This window comes from Methylobacterium sp. J-067, assembly GCF_022829465.1.
Classification (GTDB): domain Bacteria; phylum Pseudomonadota; class Alphaproteobacteria; order Rhizobiales; family Beijerinckiaceae; genus Methylobacterium; species Methylobacterium litchii.
Genome location: NZ_JAKSXZ010000135.1, coordinates 73,113 through 86,414 on the forward strand (window position 1 = coordinate 73,113; position 13,302 = coordinate 86,414).

General features: G+C 71.5%; 15 protein-coding genes. 7 read left to right on the plus strand and 8 right to left on the minus strand.

Annotated features, from left to right (window positions below):
- Positions 1-64: 64 nt before the first annotated feature.
- Both argF and MKK52_RS20200 read right to left on the minus strand, forming a co-directional pair.
- Complete coding sequence (gene argF / locus MKK52_RS20195; protein WP_243956854.1) at positions 65-1,045, minus strand: ornithine carbamoyltransferase; 981 nt, start codon at positions 1,043-1,045, stop codon at positions 65-67.
- A 25-nt stretch (positions 1,046-1,070) separates the two neighbouring features.
- Positions 1,071-2,261: an aspartate aminotransferase family protein gene (locus MKK52_RS20200; protein WP_243956856.1), complete on the minus strand. Its 1,191-nt coding sequence runs from the start codon at positions 2,259-2,261 to the stop codon at positions 1,071-1,073.
- A gap of 240 nt (positions 2,262-2,501) precedes the next feature.
- Between MKK52_RS20200 and MKK52_RS20205 the strand changes: the two genes are divergently transcribed.
- The 6 genes from MKK52_RS20205 (at position 2,502) to MKK52_RS20230 (ending at position 6,830) form a co-directional block, all read left to right on the plus strand.
- Positions 2,502-2,978 carry a RidA family protein gene (locus MKK52_RS20205; protein WP_243956858.1) on the plus strand — a complete coding sequence of 159 codons (477 nt, stop codon included), beginning with the start codon at positions 2,502-2,504 and terminating at the stop codon, positions 2,976-2,978.
- The gene (locus tag MKK52_RS20210) at positions 2,975-3,724 is read left to right on the plus strand and encodes a glycerophosphodiester phosphodiesterase family protein (protein WP_243956860.1); all 750 of its coding nucleotides are present in this window, start codon (positions 2,975-2,977) and stop codon (positions 3,722-3,724) included. The genes MKK52_RS20205 and MKK52_RS20210 overlap by 4 nt, the downstream gene beginning before the upstream one ends.
- Before the next feature lie 73 nt (positions 3,725-3,797).
- Positions 3,798-4,088 (plus strand): type II toxin-antitoxin system ParD family antitoxin, encoded by a 291-nt coding sequence (locus MKK52_RS20215; protein WP_243956862.1) that lies wholly within the window; start codon positions 3,798-3,800, stop codon positions 4,086-4,088.
- Positions 4,085-4,390 carry a type II toxin-antitoxin system RelE/ParE family toxin gene (locus MKK52_RS20220; RefSeq protein ID WP_243956864.1) on the plus strand — a complete coding sequence of 102 codons (306 nt, stop codon included), beginning with the start codon at positions 4,085-4,087 and terminating at the stop codon, positions 4,388-4,390. Before MKK52_RS20215 ends, MKK52_RS20220 begins: the two co-directional genes overlap by 4 nt.
- 59 nt (positions 4,391-4,449) lie before the next feature.
- On the plus strand, positions 4,450-5,670 hold the full coding sequence (locus tag MKK52_RS20225; RefSeq protein WP_243956866.1) for a GNAT family N-acetyltransferase: 1,221 nt from the start codon (positions 4,450-4,452) through the stop codon (positions 5,668-5,670).
- Positions 5,670-6,830 carry a M20 aminoacylase family protein gene (locus tag MKK52_RS20230; protein ID WP_243956874.1) on the plus strand — a complete coding sequence of 387 codons (1,161 nt, stop codon included), beginning with the start codon at positions 5,670-5,672 and terminating at the stop codon, positions 6,828-6,830. The genes MKK52_RS20225 and MKK52_RS20230 overlap by 1 nt, the downstream gene beginning before the upstream one ends.
- A 173-nt stretch (positions 6,831-7,003) precedes the next feature.
- Here MKK52_RS20230 and MKK52_RS20235 read toward each other — a convergent pair whose 3' ends face one another.
- The 6 genes from MKK52_RS20235 to MKK52_RS20260 all read right to left on the minus strand — a co-directional run bounded on the left by MKK52_RS20235 (position 7,004) and on the right by MKK52_RS20260 (position 12,196).
- Positions 7,004-8,626 (minus strand): TadG family pilus assembly protein, encoded by a 1,623-nt coding sequence (locus tag MKK52_RS20235; RefSeq protein ID WP_243956876.1) that lies wholly within the window; start codon positions 8,624-8,626, stop codon positions 7,004-7,006.
- Positions 8,623-9,090 (minus strand): TadE/TadG family type IV pilus assembly protein, encoded by a 468-nt coding sequence (locus MKK52_RS20240; RefSeq protein WP_279597942.1) that lies wholly within the window; start codon positions 9,088-9,090, stop codon positions 8,623-8,625. The genes MKK52_RS20235 and MKK52_RS20240 overlap by 4 nt, the downstream gene beginning before the upstream one ends.
- Before the next feature lie 114 nt (positions 9,091-9,204).
- Positions 9,205-10,314, minus strand: a complete 1,110-nt coding sequence (gene modC, locus MKK52_RS20245; RefSeq protein ID WP_243956878.1) for a molybdenum ABC transporter ATP-binding protein — start codon at positions 10,312-10,314, stop codon at positions 9,205-9,207.
- Entirely contained in the window at positions 10,311-11,006 is a 696-nt protein-coding gene (gene modB, locus MKK52_RS20250) for a molybdate ABC transporter permease subunit (protein ID WP_243956880.1), read from the minus strand. The genes modC and modB overlap by 4 nt, the downstream gene beginning before the upstream one ends.
- Positions 11,003-11,815 (minus strand): molybdate ABC transporter substrate-binding protein, encoded by an 813-nt coding sequence (gene modA / locus MKK52_RS20255; protein ID WP_243956882.1) that lies wholly within the window; start codon positions 11,813-11,815, stop codon positions 11,003-11,005. Before modA ends, modB begins: the two co-directional genes overlap by 4 nt.
- A gap of 93 nt (positions 11,816-11,908) precedes the next feature.
- The gene (locus MKK52_RS20260) at positions 11,909-12,196 is read right to left on the minus strand and encodes a hypothetical protein (RefSeq protein ID WP_243956884.1); all 288 of its coding nucleotides are present in this window, start codon (positions 12,194-12,196) and stop codon (positions 11,909-11,911) included.
- 131 nt (positions 12,197-12,327) lie between these two features.
- Here MKK52_RS20260 and MKK52_RS20265 point away from each other — a divergent pair, with 131 nt between their 5' ends.
- A complete protein-coding gene (locus tag MKK52_RS20265) occupies positions 12,328-13,266 on the plus strand; it encodes a 50S ribosomal protein L11 methyltransferase (RefSeq protein WP_243956885.1) in 939 nt (312 codons plus the stop codon).
- The last annotated feature ends 36 nt before the right edge of the window (positions 13,267-13,302 follow it).

Genomic DNA, 13,302 nt, shown 5'->3' on the forward strand with positions numbered 1-13,302 from the left:
GGTCTCTCCGTGAAGTCCCCCATCATATGGTGACTCGCCATGGGGTTCCCAAAGGGCCGGCCCCTCAGGCGCCGGCCGCCTGAAGGCACCACGCGAGGATGCCCTTCTGGGCATGCAGCCGGTTCTCGGCCTCGTCGAACACCACCGATTGCGGCCCGTCCATCACCTCGGCGGTGACTTCCTCCCCCCGGTGGGCCGGCAGGCAATGCATGAAGATCGCATCGCGCTTGGCCGCCGCCATCAGCGCGGCGTCGACCCGGTAGGGCGAGAGCAGGTTGTGCCGGTGGCTCTCGTCGTCGTCGCCCATCGACACCCAGCAATCGGTGACGACCGCGTCCGCCCCGTCCACCGCCGCGCGGGCGTCGGTGGTGACGTTGAGTCTCGCCCCCTCGCGCTTCGCCCAGGCGATCAGCGCGGCGGGCGGTGCCAGCTCCGGCGGGCAGGCGACGTTCATGGTGAAGTCGAGCCGGGCGGCGGCGTGGACCCAGCTCGCCAGCACGTTGTTCGCGTCCCCCGACCACGCGACGGTGCGGCCCGTGATCGGCCCGCGATGCTCCTCGAAGGTCAGCACGTCGGCCATGATCTGGCACGGATGCGAGTGCTTGGTCAGCGCGTTGATCACCGGCACCGTGGCGTATTCGGCCAGTTCCAGCATCTGCCCGTGGTCGAGGATGCGGATCATGATCGCGTCCACGAAGCGCGAGAGCACCTGCGCCGTGTCGCCGATGGTCTCGCCCCGGCCGAGCTGCATCTCGGAGCCGGTGAGCATCAGCGTCTCGCCGCCGAGTTCGCGCATCGCCACGTCGAACGAGACGCGGGTGCGGGTCGAGGGCCGGTCGAACACCATCGCCAGGGTCTTGCCGACGAGCGGGCGCTCGGCCGCGCGCTCGCCCTTCCGGCGCCGGGCCTTCATGGCGGCGCTGGAATCCAGCATGCGGCGGATCTCCTTTCCGGAGAAATCCGAGAGGTCGAGGAAGTGGCGGGGCTGGGCAGCGGCGCCGGGACCGGCCGTGGCCGTTGCCCGGCCGTTGGTTTGGGTGGTCATGGGTCAGGGACTTTCCGGCGGCGCCTTACTCGGCCGCCCCGCGCAGCGCCGAGAAACCGTTCGCGGCGGCATCGAGCCGCCGGACCGCCTCTTCGACGTCCGACTCGGTGACGATCAGCGGCGGAATCAGCCGCACGACGTTGTCGCCGGCCGGGATCACGAGGAGGTTGGCCTCCCGTGCCGCCGCGGCGAATTCGGTGTTGGGCACGCCGAGCTTGAGGCCGACCATCAGCCCCTCGCCGCGCACTTCCTGGATCACGCGCGGGTGCTTGTCGCGCAGGGAAGCGAGCTTCTGCTTCAGGACGAGCCCGGTGTGGGCCACGCGGTCGAGGAAGCCGTCGGACAGGATCACGTCGAGCACGGCGTTGCCCACCGCCATGGCGAGCGGGTTGCCGCCGAAGGTCGAGCCGTGGCTGCCGGCGACCATGCCGCGCGCGGCCTCCTTGGTGGTCAGGCAGGCGCCGAGCGGGAAGCCGCCGCCGATGCCCTTGGCCGCGCTCAGGATGTCCGGCGCGATGCCCGACCACTCATAGGCGAAGAGCTTGCCGGTGCGGCCCATGCCGGTCTGCACCTCGTCCATGATGAGGAGCAGGCCGTGCTCGTCGCAGAGGTCGCGCAGGCGGCGCAGGTCGGCGGGGGGGATGACGCGCACGCCGCCCTCGCCCTGCACGGGCTCGATCATCAGGGCGGCGGTCTCGGGACCGATGGCGGCTTCGAGCGCCGCGAAATCGCCGGTCGGCACCTGATCGAAGCCCTCGACCTTCGGGCCGAAGCCGTCGATGTACTTCTGCTGGCCGCCCGCCGCGAGGGTCGCCAGCGTCCGCCCGTGGAACGCGCCCTCGAAGGTCACGATCCGGTAGCGCTCCGGGTGGCCGCCCGCCGCATGGTACTTCCGCGCGATCTTGATCGCGGCCTCGTTCGCCTCGGCGCCCGAATTGCAGAAGAACGCCACCTCCGCGAAGGTCGCCTCCACGAAGCGCCGGCCGAGCCGCTCGCCCTCCGGGATCTGGTAGAGGTTCGAGACGTGCCAGACCTTCGCCGCCTGCTCCTGCAGCGCAGCGACGAGGTGCGGGTGCGCGTGGCCCAGCGCGTTCACGGCGACGCCGGCCCCGAAATCGAGGTATCGCTGCCCGTCACGCGTGAAGAGCCAAGCGCCCTCACCGCGCTCGAACGCGAGGGGGGCGCGGGCGTAGTTCGGCAGAAGGGCGGATGTCACGGTCCGGTCTCCGTCGCGCGAGGTTTCGGCGGCACCAAATGAAAGTGCCGCCTCGATCACCGGGCGGCACGCGCGCGATTACTATGAATCGGGTCGGCGCTGTCAATCGCGCAAGGGCTGTGCCGCACGCGCGGCAGGTGCGTCCGGGGCCGCGAAAGCCTGTCCGCAACGGGTGCCCTCCCCTTGCGCGGGCCGCCCCGCCCGTGTTCCAGAACCCCGGATTCCGGTGGAGATTCTCACATGAGCACGGTCAAGGAACGTCTGGCGGCCCTGGGGCTGAGCCTGCCCAAGGCGGCGGCCCCCGTGGCGAACTACGTGCCGTTCGTGCGCACGGGCAACCTCGTGATGATCTCCGGCCAGGTCTGCTTCGGCGCCGACGGCAAGATCGCCTCCACCCACACCGGCAAGGTCGGCGGCAACGTCTCGCCCGAGACCGGCAAGGAGGCCGCGCGGCTTTGCGCCCTCAACCTGCTGTCGCAGCTCGAGGCGGCGGTGGGCGATCTCGACCGCGCGGTGGTGCAGTGCGTGCGCCTCGGCGGCTTCATCAACAGCGCCCCCGGCTTCTCGGCGGTGGCCGGGGTGATGAACGGCGCCTCGGACCTGATGGTCGAGGTGCTGGGGGATCGCGGCCGGCACGCCCGCTCGACGGTGGGCGTCGCGGAACTGCCCCTCGACGCTGCCGTCGAGGTCGAGGGCCTGTTCGAGGTGAAGGGGTGACGGGGTTCGGCTGGCTCACCGCCCGGCCGATCGCCCATCGCGGCCTGCACGACCGCGCGGCGGGCCGACCGGAGAACACGCTCGCCGCCGCCCGCGCGGCGGTGGCCGGCGGGTTCGCCATCGAGTGCGACGTGCAGATCAGCGCGGACGGGGAAGCGATGGTCTTCCACGACCCGGCTTTGGGCCGCCTCACGGGGGCCAGCGAGCGTGTCGGCGAGACGAGCGCGCAGGACCTCGGCCGGCTGACCGTGGCGGGCTCGGCCGAACGCATCCCGACCCTGCCGGATTTCCTGGCGGCGGTCGCGGGCGCCGTGCCGGTGATCGTGGAGATCAAGTCGGCCTATGACGGCGACCTGCGCCTCGCCCGCCGCACGGCCGAGATCGCCGCCGCCTATGACGGCCCGGTGGCGCTGAAATCCTTCGATCCCGAGATCGTCGCGGCGCTCCGCGAGGGCCTGCCCGCCCGCATCCCGCGCGGGATCGTGTCGGAGACCCGGCAGGACGATCCCGTCTACGCGACGATGACGGAGAGCCGCCGCCGCAGCCTGCGCGACCTCCTGCATTTCGAGGCAACGCGGCCGGACTTCCTGTCCTGGCGGGTGGACGACCTGCCCTGCGCGCCGACCTCGCTCTGCCGCCTCCTCGCGGGGCTCCCGGTCATGGCCTGGACGGTGCGCAACCCGGACCAACGCGCCAACGCCGCCGCGCACGCGGACCAGATGGTGTTCGAGGGGTTCGTGCCCTGACAATCCAACCTGTATGGACCTCGGATGGACAGTGATTTTCACTGCGTGGCATAAGCAGCCGAGGAGGCCCGCCATGCCCACGCCCCGCGGACAGATGACCGTGACGCTCACGGACGAGTTGGAGAAGTTCGTCCGGGACAAGGTCCGCGAGGGGGCTTTCGCCACGCCGAGCGAGTACATCCGCGATCTGGTCCGCAGCCGCTATCTGGCCGAGCATGACCGGGCCGCGAGGCTGAAGGCGCTCGATGCCGCGCTGGCCGAGGGCTTGGCGGATGCCGAAGCCGGCCGACTCGTGCCTATCGGCGAGGCGTTCGCCCGGGTCCGAGCCGCCCTGGGAATCGCCGACGAGGATACGATTGCGTGAGAGTCGTCCTCTCCGAGAGGGCGATCGACGACCTCATCGCGATCGGCACCTTTATCGGGCGGGACAATCCCACCCGCGCCGCCAGTTTCGTGGCCGAGTTGGAGGCCCGTTGCGTGACCCTGGGCGACATGCCGAAGGGCTACCCGCTGCTCAGCGGTTATGAAGCCCGCGGCATCCGGCGTCGCCCATTCGGCGACTACCTGATCTTCTACAGGGTGGACGAGACCGCCTCGCGCATCGACGTTCTGCGCGTGCTCAGCGGCGCGCGGAACATCGACGCGATCCTTTTCCCGTCCGGCTAATCCCCGCCTGCTGCGATCCGCCGCTTGCCCCGTCCCCGGCGGCCGCTAGACTGGCGGGCATGAAGCAAGCCTCCGCGCCGCCGCCGGACGCCACCGCCCTTACGGTGAGGGCGCTCCCCGGCCTCAAGGAGATCGGTGCGCAGGCCTGGGATGCCTGTGCCCTGTCCCCCGAAACCCTGGCGGCGGGGGACGAGACCTACAATCCCTTCGTCACCCACGCCTTCCTCTCGGCGCTGGAGGAATCCGGCTGCGTCTCGCGCCGCACCGGCTGGCTGCCGGTGCATGTGGTGGTGGAGCGGGAGGGCAAGCTGCTCGCCGCCGCGCCCTGCTACCTGAAATCCCACAGCCAGGGCGAATACGTCTTCGACCATGGCTGGGCCGACGCCTTCGAGCGGGCCGGCGGCAGCTACTACCCGAAGCTGCAGGTCAGCGTGCCCTTCACCCCCGTGACCGGACCGCGCTTCCTCATCGCCCCCGGCACCGATCCCAACGAGGCGACGGCGGGGCTCGTCGCGGGTCTGCGCGCCCTGCGGGGGGAGGTCGAGGCCTCCTCGATCCACGTCACCTTCATGCGCGAGGCCGAATGGGAGCGCGCCGGGGCCGCCGGCTTCCTGAAGCGCACCGACCAGCAATTCCACTGGGAGAACGACGGCTATTCCAGCTTCGACGGCTTTCTCGAAGCCCTCTCCTCGCGCAAGCGCAAGACGATCAAGCGGGAGCGCCGCGACGCGCTGGCGCCCGGCATCACCATCGAGCACCTCACCGGGCCCGACCTGACCGAGGCGGTCTGGGACGCGTTCTACGGCTTCTACATGGATACCGGCGCCCGCAAATGGGGCCGCCCCTACCTGAACCGCCGGTTCTTCTCCCTGCTCACCGAGCGGATGGCCGACCGCATCCTGCTCATCATGGCCAAACGCGAGGGCCGCTACATCGCGGGCGCCATCAACATGATCGGCGACACCGCCCTCTACGGGCGCAACTGGGGCTGCGTCGAGGACCACCCGTTCCTGCATTTCGAGGTCTGCTACTATCAGGCCATCGAGTTCGCCATCGCGCGCGGCCTCAAACGGGTGGAGGCCGGGGCGCAGGGGGAGCACAAGCTCGCCCGCGGCTACCGCCCGGTGCTGATGCACTCCGCCCACGACATCGCCGACCCGTCCCTGCGGAAGGCGGTGGCCGACTACTTGCAGCGCGAGCGCGCCCATGTGGCCGAGGCGGTCGATGTCCTCGACACCCTCACCCCCTTCCGGCGCGGCACTCCCGACGAGCAGGCATAATGAACCCGATCGAGCGCATCCAAGGCTTCTCCGACGAACTCACCGCCCTGCGGCGCGACCTCCACGCCCATCCCGAGATCGGCTTCGAGGAGGTCCGCACCTCCGGCATCGTCGCCGATCTCCTGGAAAAATTCGGCTGCGAGGTGCATCGCGGCATCGGCGGCACGGGGGTCGTCGGGCTCCTGAAGGGCCGCAGCGACAACGGCCGCCGGATCGGCCTGCGCGCCGACATGGACGCCCTGCCCATCGAGGAGAAGACCAACCTCCCCTACCGCTCGACCTATCCGGGCAAGATGCACGCCTGCGGCCATGACGGCCACACGACGATGCTGGTCGGCGCCGCCCGCTACCTCGCCGAGACCCGCGACTTCGACGGCACGGCGGTGTTCATCTTCCAGCCCGCCGAGGAGGGCTTAGGCGGCGCCCGCGCCATGCTGAAGGACGGGCTGTTCGAGAAATTCCCTTGCGACGAGATCTACGGGCTGCACAACCAGCCGGGCGGGCAGCACGGGCAGATCAAGCTCTGCCCCGGCCCGATCATGGCGGCGGCGGACTTCTTCGACATCCGCATCCGGGGGCGCGGCATCCACGCGGCGCAGCCTCACCGGGGCAACGACCCGATCATCGTCGCCACCGGCCTCGCCCAGGCGCTGCAATCCATCGTCTCGCGCAATGCCGACCCGCTGAAATCGATCGTGCTCTCGATCACGCGGATCGCGGCGGGCTCGGCCTACAACGTCATACCCGAGACGGCGCACATGGCCGGCACCGTGCGGACCTTCGACGCGGAGGTGCGCAAGCTCGCCGGCACGCGCATCCGCGAGTTGGCGGCGGGCTTCGCCGCCGCCTACGGCGCGGAGATCGAGGTCGACCTGCAGGACGTGTTCTCGGTGCTGGAGAATGCCCCGGAGCAATCCGCCGCCGCGACGGACATCGCCACCGAACTGCTCGGCGCGGAGAACGTCGATCCGCACGCCACCCCGCGCATGGGCAGCGAGGATTTCGCCGACATGACGATGCGGGTGCCCGGTGCCTATGTCTGGCTCGGGGCGGGGCCGGGGCCGGGGCTGCACAACGCCGCGTACAATTTCGAGGATTCGATCATCCCCATCGGCAGCGCCTTCCTGGCGCGGATGGTGGAGCGCCGCACGGCGGCGTAAGCTGGACTTGGGCCGGTGGATCACCACCGGCCCGCAAGAACAAAGGGGGGGAGACGCGATGTCGTCCGACATGCAGGAATCGCGGGCGAGCCTGATCTTGCTCGGCGTCTCCGTCGCGGCGGTGCTGATCTTCGGCGCCCTCACCCTCCTGACGCAGCTCGGCTGAGCCCCGCCTACTGCACCAGCACGGCCTGTCCGCACAGGGTGCCGTCGACGCCGAAATCGGCATAGCCAAGGCGTAGGCCGGCCACCCTCAGCACCGTGTTGAGGACGAGGTCCAGAGCCGGCGCCGCCGCGCTCAGGGTGAGGGTGAGCGCGGGCTGGAGCAGCGGCCCGGCGCCGATCCCGTTCACCGACAGGACAAGGCCTCCGAGCAGGCTCCCCGTCAGGGATTGCGCCACGTTGCCGGAGGAGACGCTGCGCAGGGTCTTCGCGGTGATGTCCGTATCGGTGAAGGTGAGCGATTGCGTGCCGGTGCCGGGCGTCATCTGCGCCCGGCCCGTGACCCGCACCAGCGGCAGGGCCAGCAGCGTCGCGGGCTGCGACAGGTCCGGCCCGGTGTCGGCGGTCGTGATCGCGCTGCGCGGCACGTCGGCGATGGCCAGCGTCGCGATGCCGGTCTGGCCGTCGATCACCACCTGCCGCCCCCCCGACGACGAGCAGGTCAGGCTGCGCAGCGTGCCCTGGGCCGGGGCGACCTGCACGAGGAGCGGCAGCGCGAGCTGCCCGAGCCCGAGGGGCGCCGTCAGACTCGTCTCGATCAGCAGGCGCGTCTGGGCCGTGCGCACGGTGGCGTTGGCGGTGCCGGGGCGGACCCAGCCGGAGCTGCGCCGCCGCTCGCCGATGGCCAGCGTCAGCTTGGTCGAGAGCAGACCGGGGATGGTCGCCCCGAGATCGATCGCCACCGGATTCTGGCCGTTCGCGAGGGCGGCGGTGGCGCTCACGAGCCCCATCACCGGCACCGCAGGCCCGGCGAGACCCTTGCCCGGCGCCAGGGCCGCCGCATCGGCCAGGGCATCGAGCCGGCTCACCGGCACGAGGTTGCCGGCATTGGGCAGGGCGTTGAGGAGGCCCGTCAGCGCCGAGACGGCGGGCCCGTTGCCCTGCGCGCCGACCCGGAGCGCCATCAGGATCTGCCCGACGCTAGCATTGGCCTGCAGGATCTGCGTGTAGCTCCCTGCCTGCAGGCCGAGGCTGACACCGAGCGCGTCGAGGACGCGCAGGCCGTCCACCCGCGCCCCGAGCAGGGCGTTGTAATCCATGACGCTCAGGGAGAGCTTGGCGCCGAGCAGGGCGCCGAGGACGCCGTTGGCGATCCCGCCATCCAGGGATGCGAGCCCCGAACCGACGCTGAAGGCGGCGAACTGCGCCGTCGCGGCGGTGGCCGTGACGGCGATCGGCACCGAGCCCGGCATCCCGATGACGCGGGCGAAGGTCGCGGGCGCGGCGGCGGTGAGCCTCACCCGCACGGCGTTGCCGGTGCCGCCCGTGGCCTCGCTGTAGCGCGCCCCGTTCGGCGCGGACGAATCGTAGGTCCCGGTTCCGATGGTCGCCTGGGAGGCGGCATAGCCGTTATCCGCGAGGGACCGGCGCGCAAGGTCGCCGGCATGGCCGACATCGATGGCCGCCAGCATGGCGGCGACGTCCGCCGCGCCCTGCGCCTTGCGCTTGGTCTGGACCGCGACGCCGAGATCGATCCCGACGGCGCCGACCGCCATCAGCATCGTCGAGCACAGGGCGACGAGGATCGCGACGTTGCCGCCCCGCGCCCGGCCGAAATGCCGCGCGGCCCTCACAGCCCGCCCCGACGCACGCTCACCGTGCTCGACAGGACGGTCGGCAGTTGCGGCAGGATGCGCCCGAACAGTCCGAAACCCAGGCTCGTGGCGTCGAGGGTCACGGTCACGACCGTGACGTCCGGATCGCCGGAATCGGTGCCGACCTGCACGATAACGCTGCCCGGCTTGAACATCGCGCCGTGGCTGAGGCTGCGCGTCACCGTATCCCGGACGAGGGAGGCGCGCTCGGCATCGGTGGTCCCGGCGATGGAGGCCCGGGCGGCCTCGGCCGCTACCAATCGCAGGTTGTGTGACGCGCCAAGGAAGATCCCGAACACGGTGATGCCGAAGAACAGGGTGACGAGCATTGGCGCCACCAGCGCGGACTCCACGGCGGCGCCGCCACGGGCGCAGGACGCCCATCGACGGCAGCGGGTTCGGGCGGATACAGTGCGCCGGGAGGGGGAATGGACAGGGAGCATGGGTCGGATCCGGCCGGGGCTCGGTGGCGAGATACAACCCAGGGTAGAAATCTAAAACCTAATTTATAGTTGTATTTGCAACTACAAGGTTGCGATATCGTGCAGCCTGCGGCGTCAGATCGCGATGGTCGGACGGCCCGTCCCGAAGCCGGCGGGGTCGAAGGCCGCGCTCTTGACGATCGCCACGACCTCCCGGCCGGGGGCGAGGGCGAGGTCGCGCACGGCGGCCTCGGTCAGGCGGGCGAGCAGGATCGTGCCGTGGCAATCGATCTCCACCAGCACCCCCGTCCCGGCGGGGACGAGGCCGGCGACCCGGCCCGGCAGGGCGTTGCGCGCGGAGAGCCCCTGCGGGAGCGCGGTGGCGACGAGCACGTCGCGGGCGGGGATGCGCACGCGCAGCGGCGTGCCGGGGGGCTTGGCGAGGTCGGGCACCAATAGCGGCCCCGCCTGCCCCGTCAGGCGGGTGAGGCCGGTGGCGGCGTCGGTGCCCTCCACCACCATGTCAAGGAGGGCGCCGGGCTCCCCGTGGAGGGGGATCAGATCGGCCCGGCGCAGGAGGGTTTCGGCGGGGCCGGTCGCGGCGACGCGCCCACCGTCGAGCACGACGAGGGTGTCGGCGAGCCGCGCCACCTCCGCGACGGAGTGGCTGACATAGACGATGGGCACGCCCGCCTCGTCGCGCAGGCGCTCGATGTAGGGAAGGATCTCGGCCTTGCGGGCTTCGTCGAGGGCGGCCAGGGGCTCGTCCATCAGGAGGAGCCGGGGCTTGGCGAGCAGCGCCCGGCCGAGGGCGACGCGCTGACGCTCGCCCCCCGACAGGCCCGCCGGCTGCCGGGCGAGGAGCGGTTCGATGCCGAGCATCCCGGTGATGGCGGCGTACTCCGCCGGATCGTCGGGCAGGCGGGCGAAGACGCGGCCGTAGGCGAGGTTCTGCGCGACGCTGAGATGCGGGAAGAGCCGCGCATCCTGGAACACCACGCCGACCCGGCGGCGGTGCGGCGGCAGGAAGCGCCTGGCCGCCGTGTCCACGAGGACATGGCCGCCGGCCACGATCCGCCCCCGGTCGGGCCGGGCGAGGCCGGCGATCAGGTCGATCAGCGTGGTCTTGCCGGAGCCCGAGCGTCCGAACAGGGCGGTGAGGCCCGGCCCGGCGGCGAAGGACGCCTCCAGCGTGAACGCCCCCCGCCGGAGGGCGACATCGACGGCGAGGGCCGGCTCCGTCATCCCGCCCCCAGCCGGCGCCCGGCGCGGGCGGCCAGCGCCTCCGAGACGAGGAGGGCCGTGATCGACAGGGCGACGGAGACGAGGGTGAGGCGCAAAGCCGGCCCCTCCCCGCCCGGCACCTGGGTGAGGGTGTAGATCGCCGAGGGCAGGGTCTGCGTCTGCCCGGGGATGTTCGAGACGAAGGTGATGGTCGCGCCGAACTCGCCCATCGCCTTGGCGAAGGCGAGCACCGCCCCGGCGAGGCAGCCGGGCAGGCTCAAGGGCAGGGTGACGGTGAGGAACACCATCAGGGGCGAGGCCCCGAGCGTCCCGGCCGCGTCCTCAAGGCGGGCATCGACCGCTTCGAGGGACAGGCGCATCGCCCGCACCATCAGGGGGAAGCCCATCACCGCGCAGGCCAGCGCTGCCCCGGTCCAGCGGAAGGCGAAGACGATGCCGAACTCCGCGAGCGGCGCGCCGAACACGCCCTTCCGTCCGAAGGCGAGGAGCAGCAGGTAGCCGGTGACGACCGGCGGCAGGATCAGCGGCAGGTGGACGAGCCCGTCGAGGAGCGCCCGCCCCGGAAAGCGCCGTCGCGCCAGCAGCCACGCCACCCCGAGCCCAAGGGGCAGGGAGGCGAGTGTGGCCAAGGTCGCCACCTGAAGGCTGAGCAGGACGGCCTGCCACTCCTCGGGGCCTAGGCCGAAGGTCAATGCCCGCTGCCGGGCGCGCCGATCACCGTGAAGCCCTGCCGCTCGAAGGCCGCCCGCGCCGGGGCGCTCTTCAGGAAGGCCAGCAGGGCCTCCGCATCCGGGTTCCGCGAGTCCTCTGTCAGGGCCGCCGGGTAGACGATGGGCGGGTGGCTGTCGGAGGGGAAGGTCGCCACCACCCGCACGCCGCGGTCGGCGGCGGCATCGGTGGCGTAGACGATGCCGAGCGGCGCCTCGCCCCGGGCGACGAGGAGCAGAGCCGCCCGCACGTTCTCGGCCTGGGCCACCTGCCCCTTCACCGCGTCCCAGCCGCCGAGCTTGTCCAGGGCCGCCTTGCCGTACTTGCCCGCCGGCACCGCCTCGGTGTTGGCCATGGCGAGCTTGCCGCCGGCCAGCGCCTTGGACAGCGTCGTGCCGAGGTCCGGCGCCAGGGCGATCTGGGGGTCCGACCCCGCATTGGCCCCCGCCGGGGCGATCAGCACCAGGCTATTGCGCAGGAAGTTGAACCGGCTGCCGGGCCGGATCGCGCCGGCCTTCTCGGCATAGTCCATCCAGGCCTCGTCGGCCGAGATGAACAGGTCGGCCGGCGCCCCGGCCTCGATCTGCTTGGCCAGCGCGTTCGAGCCGGCATACGAGATCCGCGCCGTCTTGCCCGTGTCCTTCGTCCAGAGGGCGGAGGCGTCGTCGAGGGCGTTCTTGAGGCTGGCGGCGGCGAAGACCACCACCGGCTCCGCCGCCAGCGCGGGCGGACCCGACACCAACGGCAGCGCCGCCAGCACCGCCGCGAGCCAGATGCGTCGTGTGATCGCCATGAAGACACCCCTCGCCGGCCGGACCGTTATATCCGGCCGGCTATCGCGATGATCTTATGACCGGAGCGAAATCCGGCAAGGGGTGATGTGCGGTCAGGCCTCGTCGGAGGTCTGCCCGGCGGCGAGGGACGGGGTGCCCTCGGCGCGGTGGAGGCGGCTGAGGGCCACGAGCAGGCGGCCCGGCAGGGGCGAATCCGGCAGCGGCGCGCCGTAACGGGCGTCGCGTCGGGCTTTGGCCGACTGCGCCAGAACGATCGGCCCGAACGGGCCGGATTGGCCAGGGAGGGGACGACTCGAACGCTTCACTCTTACGCTTCCCTTGAACGACTTCGTGACGAAGCCGGCAAAAACGTCGTCGCCCTGCGCGGGTTCCAGGCTCATGTGGTCAACGGCCGGCCACGATGCCGCATTCCTGTGCATGGTTGAGAAAGAATCGCGGGAGCGTGTCCGAACCGGCACGATTTCGCGCCAGCCCCTGTGCCGCGACGGGCGGGCGCGCTAACAGGGCGATCATGCTCGAAGGCCTGCCGCCCCACCGCCCGACTCACGTCCTCCGCCTCGACACCGACGAGAAGTCGGCGCGGGCGATGACCGACTTGCTGGGCGAGATGTTCGACCCCACCGAGACGGCGGTCGCCGCCTTCGAGGACGAGGACGGGAAGACGTGGCGCCTCGAAGCCTATTTCGCCGATGAGCCCGACGAGGCGTTCGTCCGCGGCCTGATCCGGCCGGTGATCGGCGCGCAGGCCGACGAGGCCGAGTTCCGCACCATCGCGGAGCAGGATTGGGTGCGCTCCTCGCTCGAAGGGCTGAAGCCGGTGCGCGCCGGCCGCTTCCTGATCCACGGCTCCCACGACCGGGAGGCGCGGCGGGTGAACGACCTCGCCATCGAGATCGAGGCGGCGCTGGCCTTCGGCACCGGCCATCACGGCACGACGTTGGGCTGCCTGCGGGCACTGGTCGCCGAGCGCAAGCGCCGCCGGCCGCGCCATGTCCTCGATGTCGGCACCGGCACGGGCATCCTGGCCTTCGCCGCCGCCAAGGAGTTGCGCCGCCCGGTCGTGGCGGGGGACCTCGACGGCGAGGCCGTGACCACCGCGCGGGAGAATGCCCGCCTCAACGGTCTCGGCCCCTGGCTGAAGCTCTACCATGCCGGCGGCACCCGCCACCGCATGGCGGCGCGGGACCGGCATTTCGATCTCGTCTTCGCCAACATCCTCGCGCGGCCCCTGCGGCTCCTCGCCCCGAGCCTCGCCCGCGTCGTGGCGCCGGGGGGCACGCTGGTCCTGTCGGGCCTGATCGAGCGCGACGTGCCGGGCGTCCTCTCGGCCTATCGCCACCAGGGCTTCGCCCTGTCCAAGCGCGGCGTGATCGAGGGGTGGGTCCACCTCGTCCTGCGCCGGGGCGGCGCCGCGCCGCGCCATCGGACCAACTCTGTCCGGACGCCGTGACCCGTTGCGGGCCGAGCCTCGCGGGCGATAGGCTCC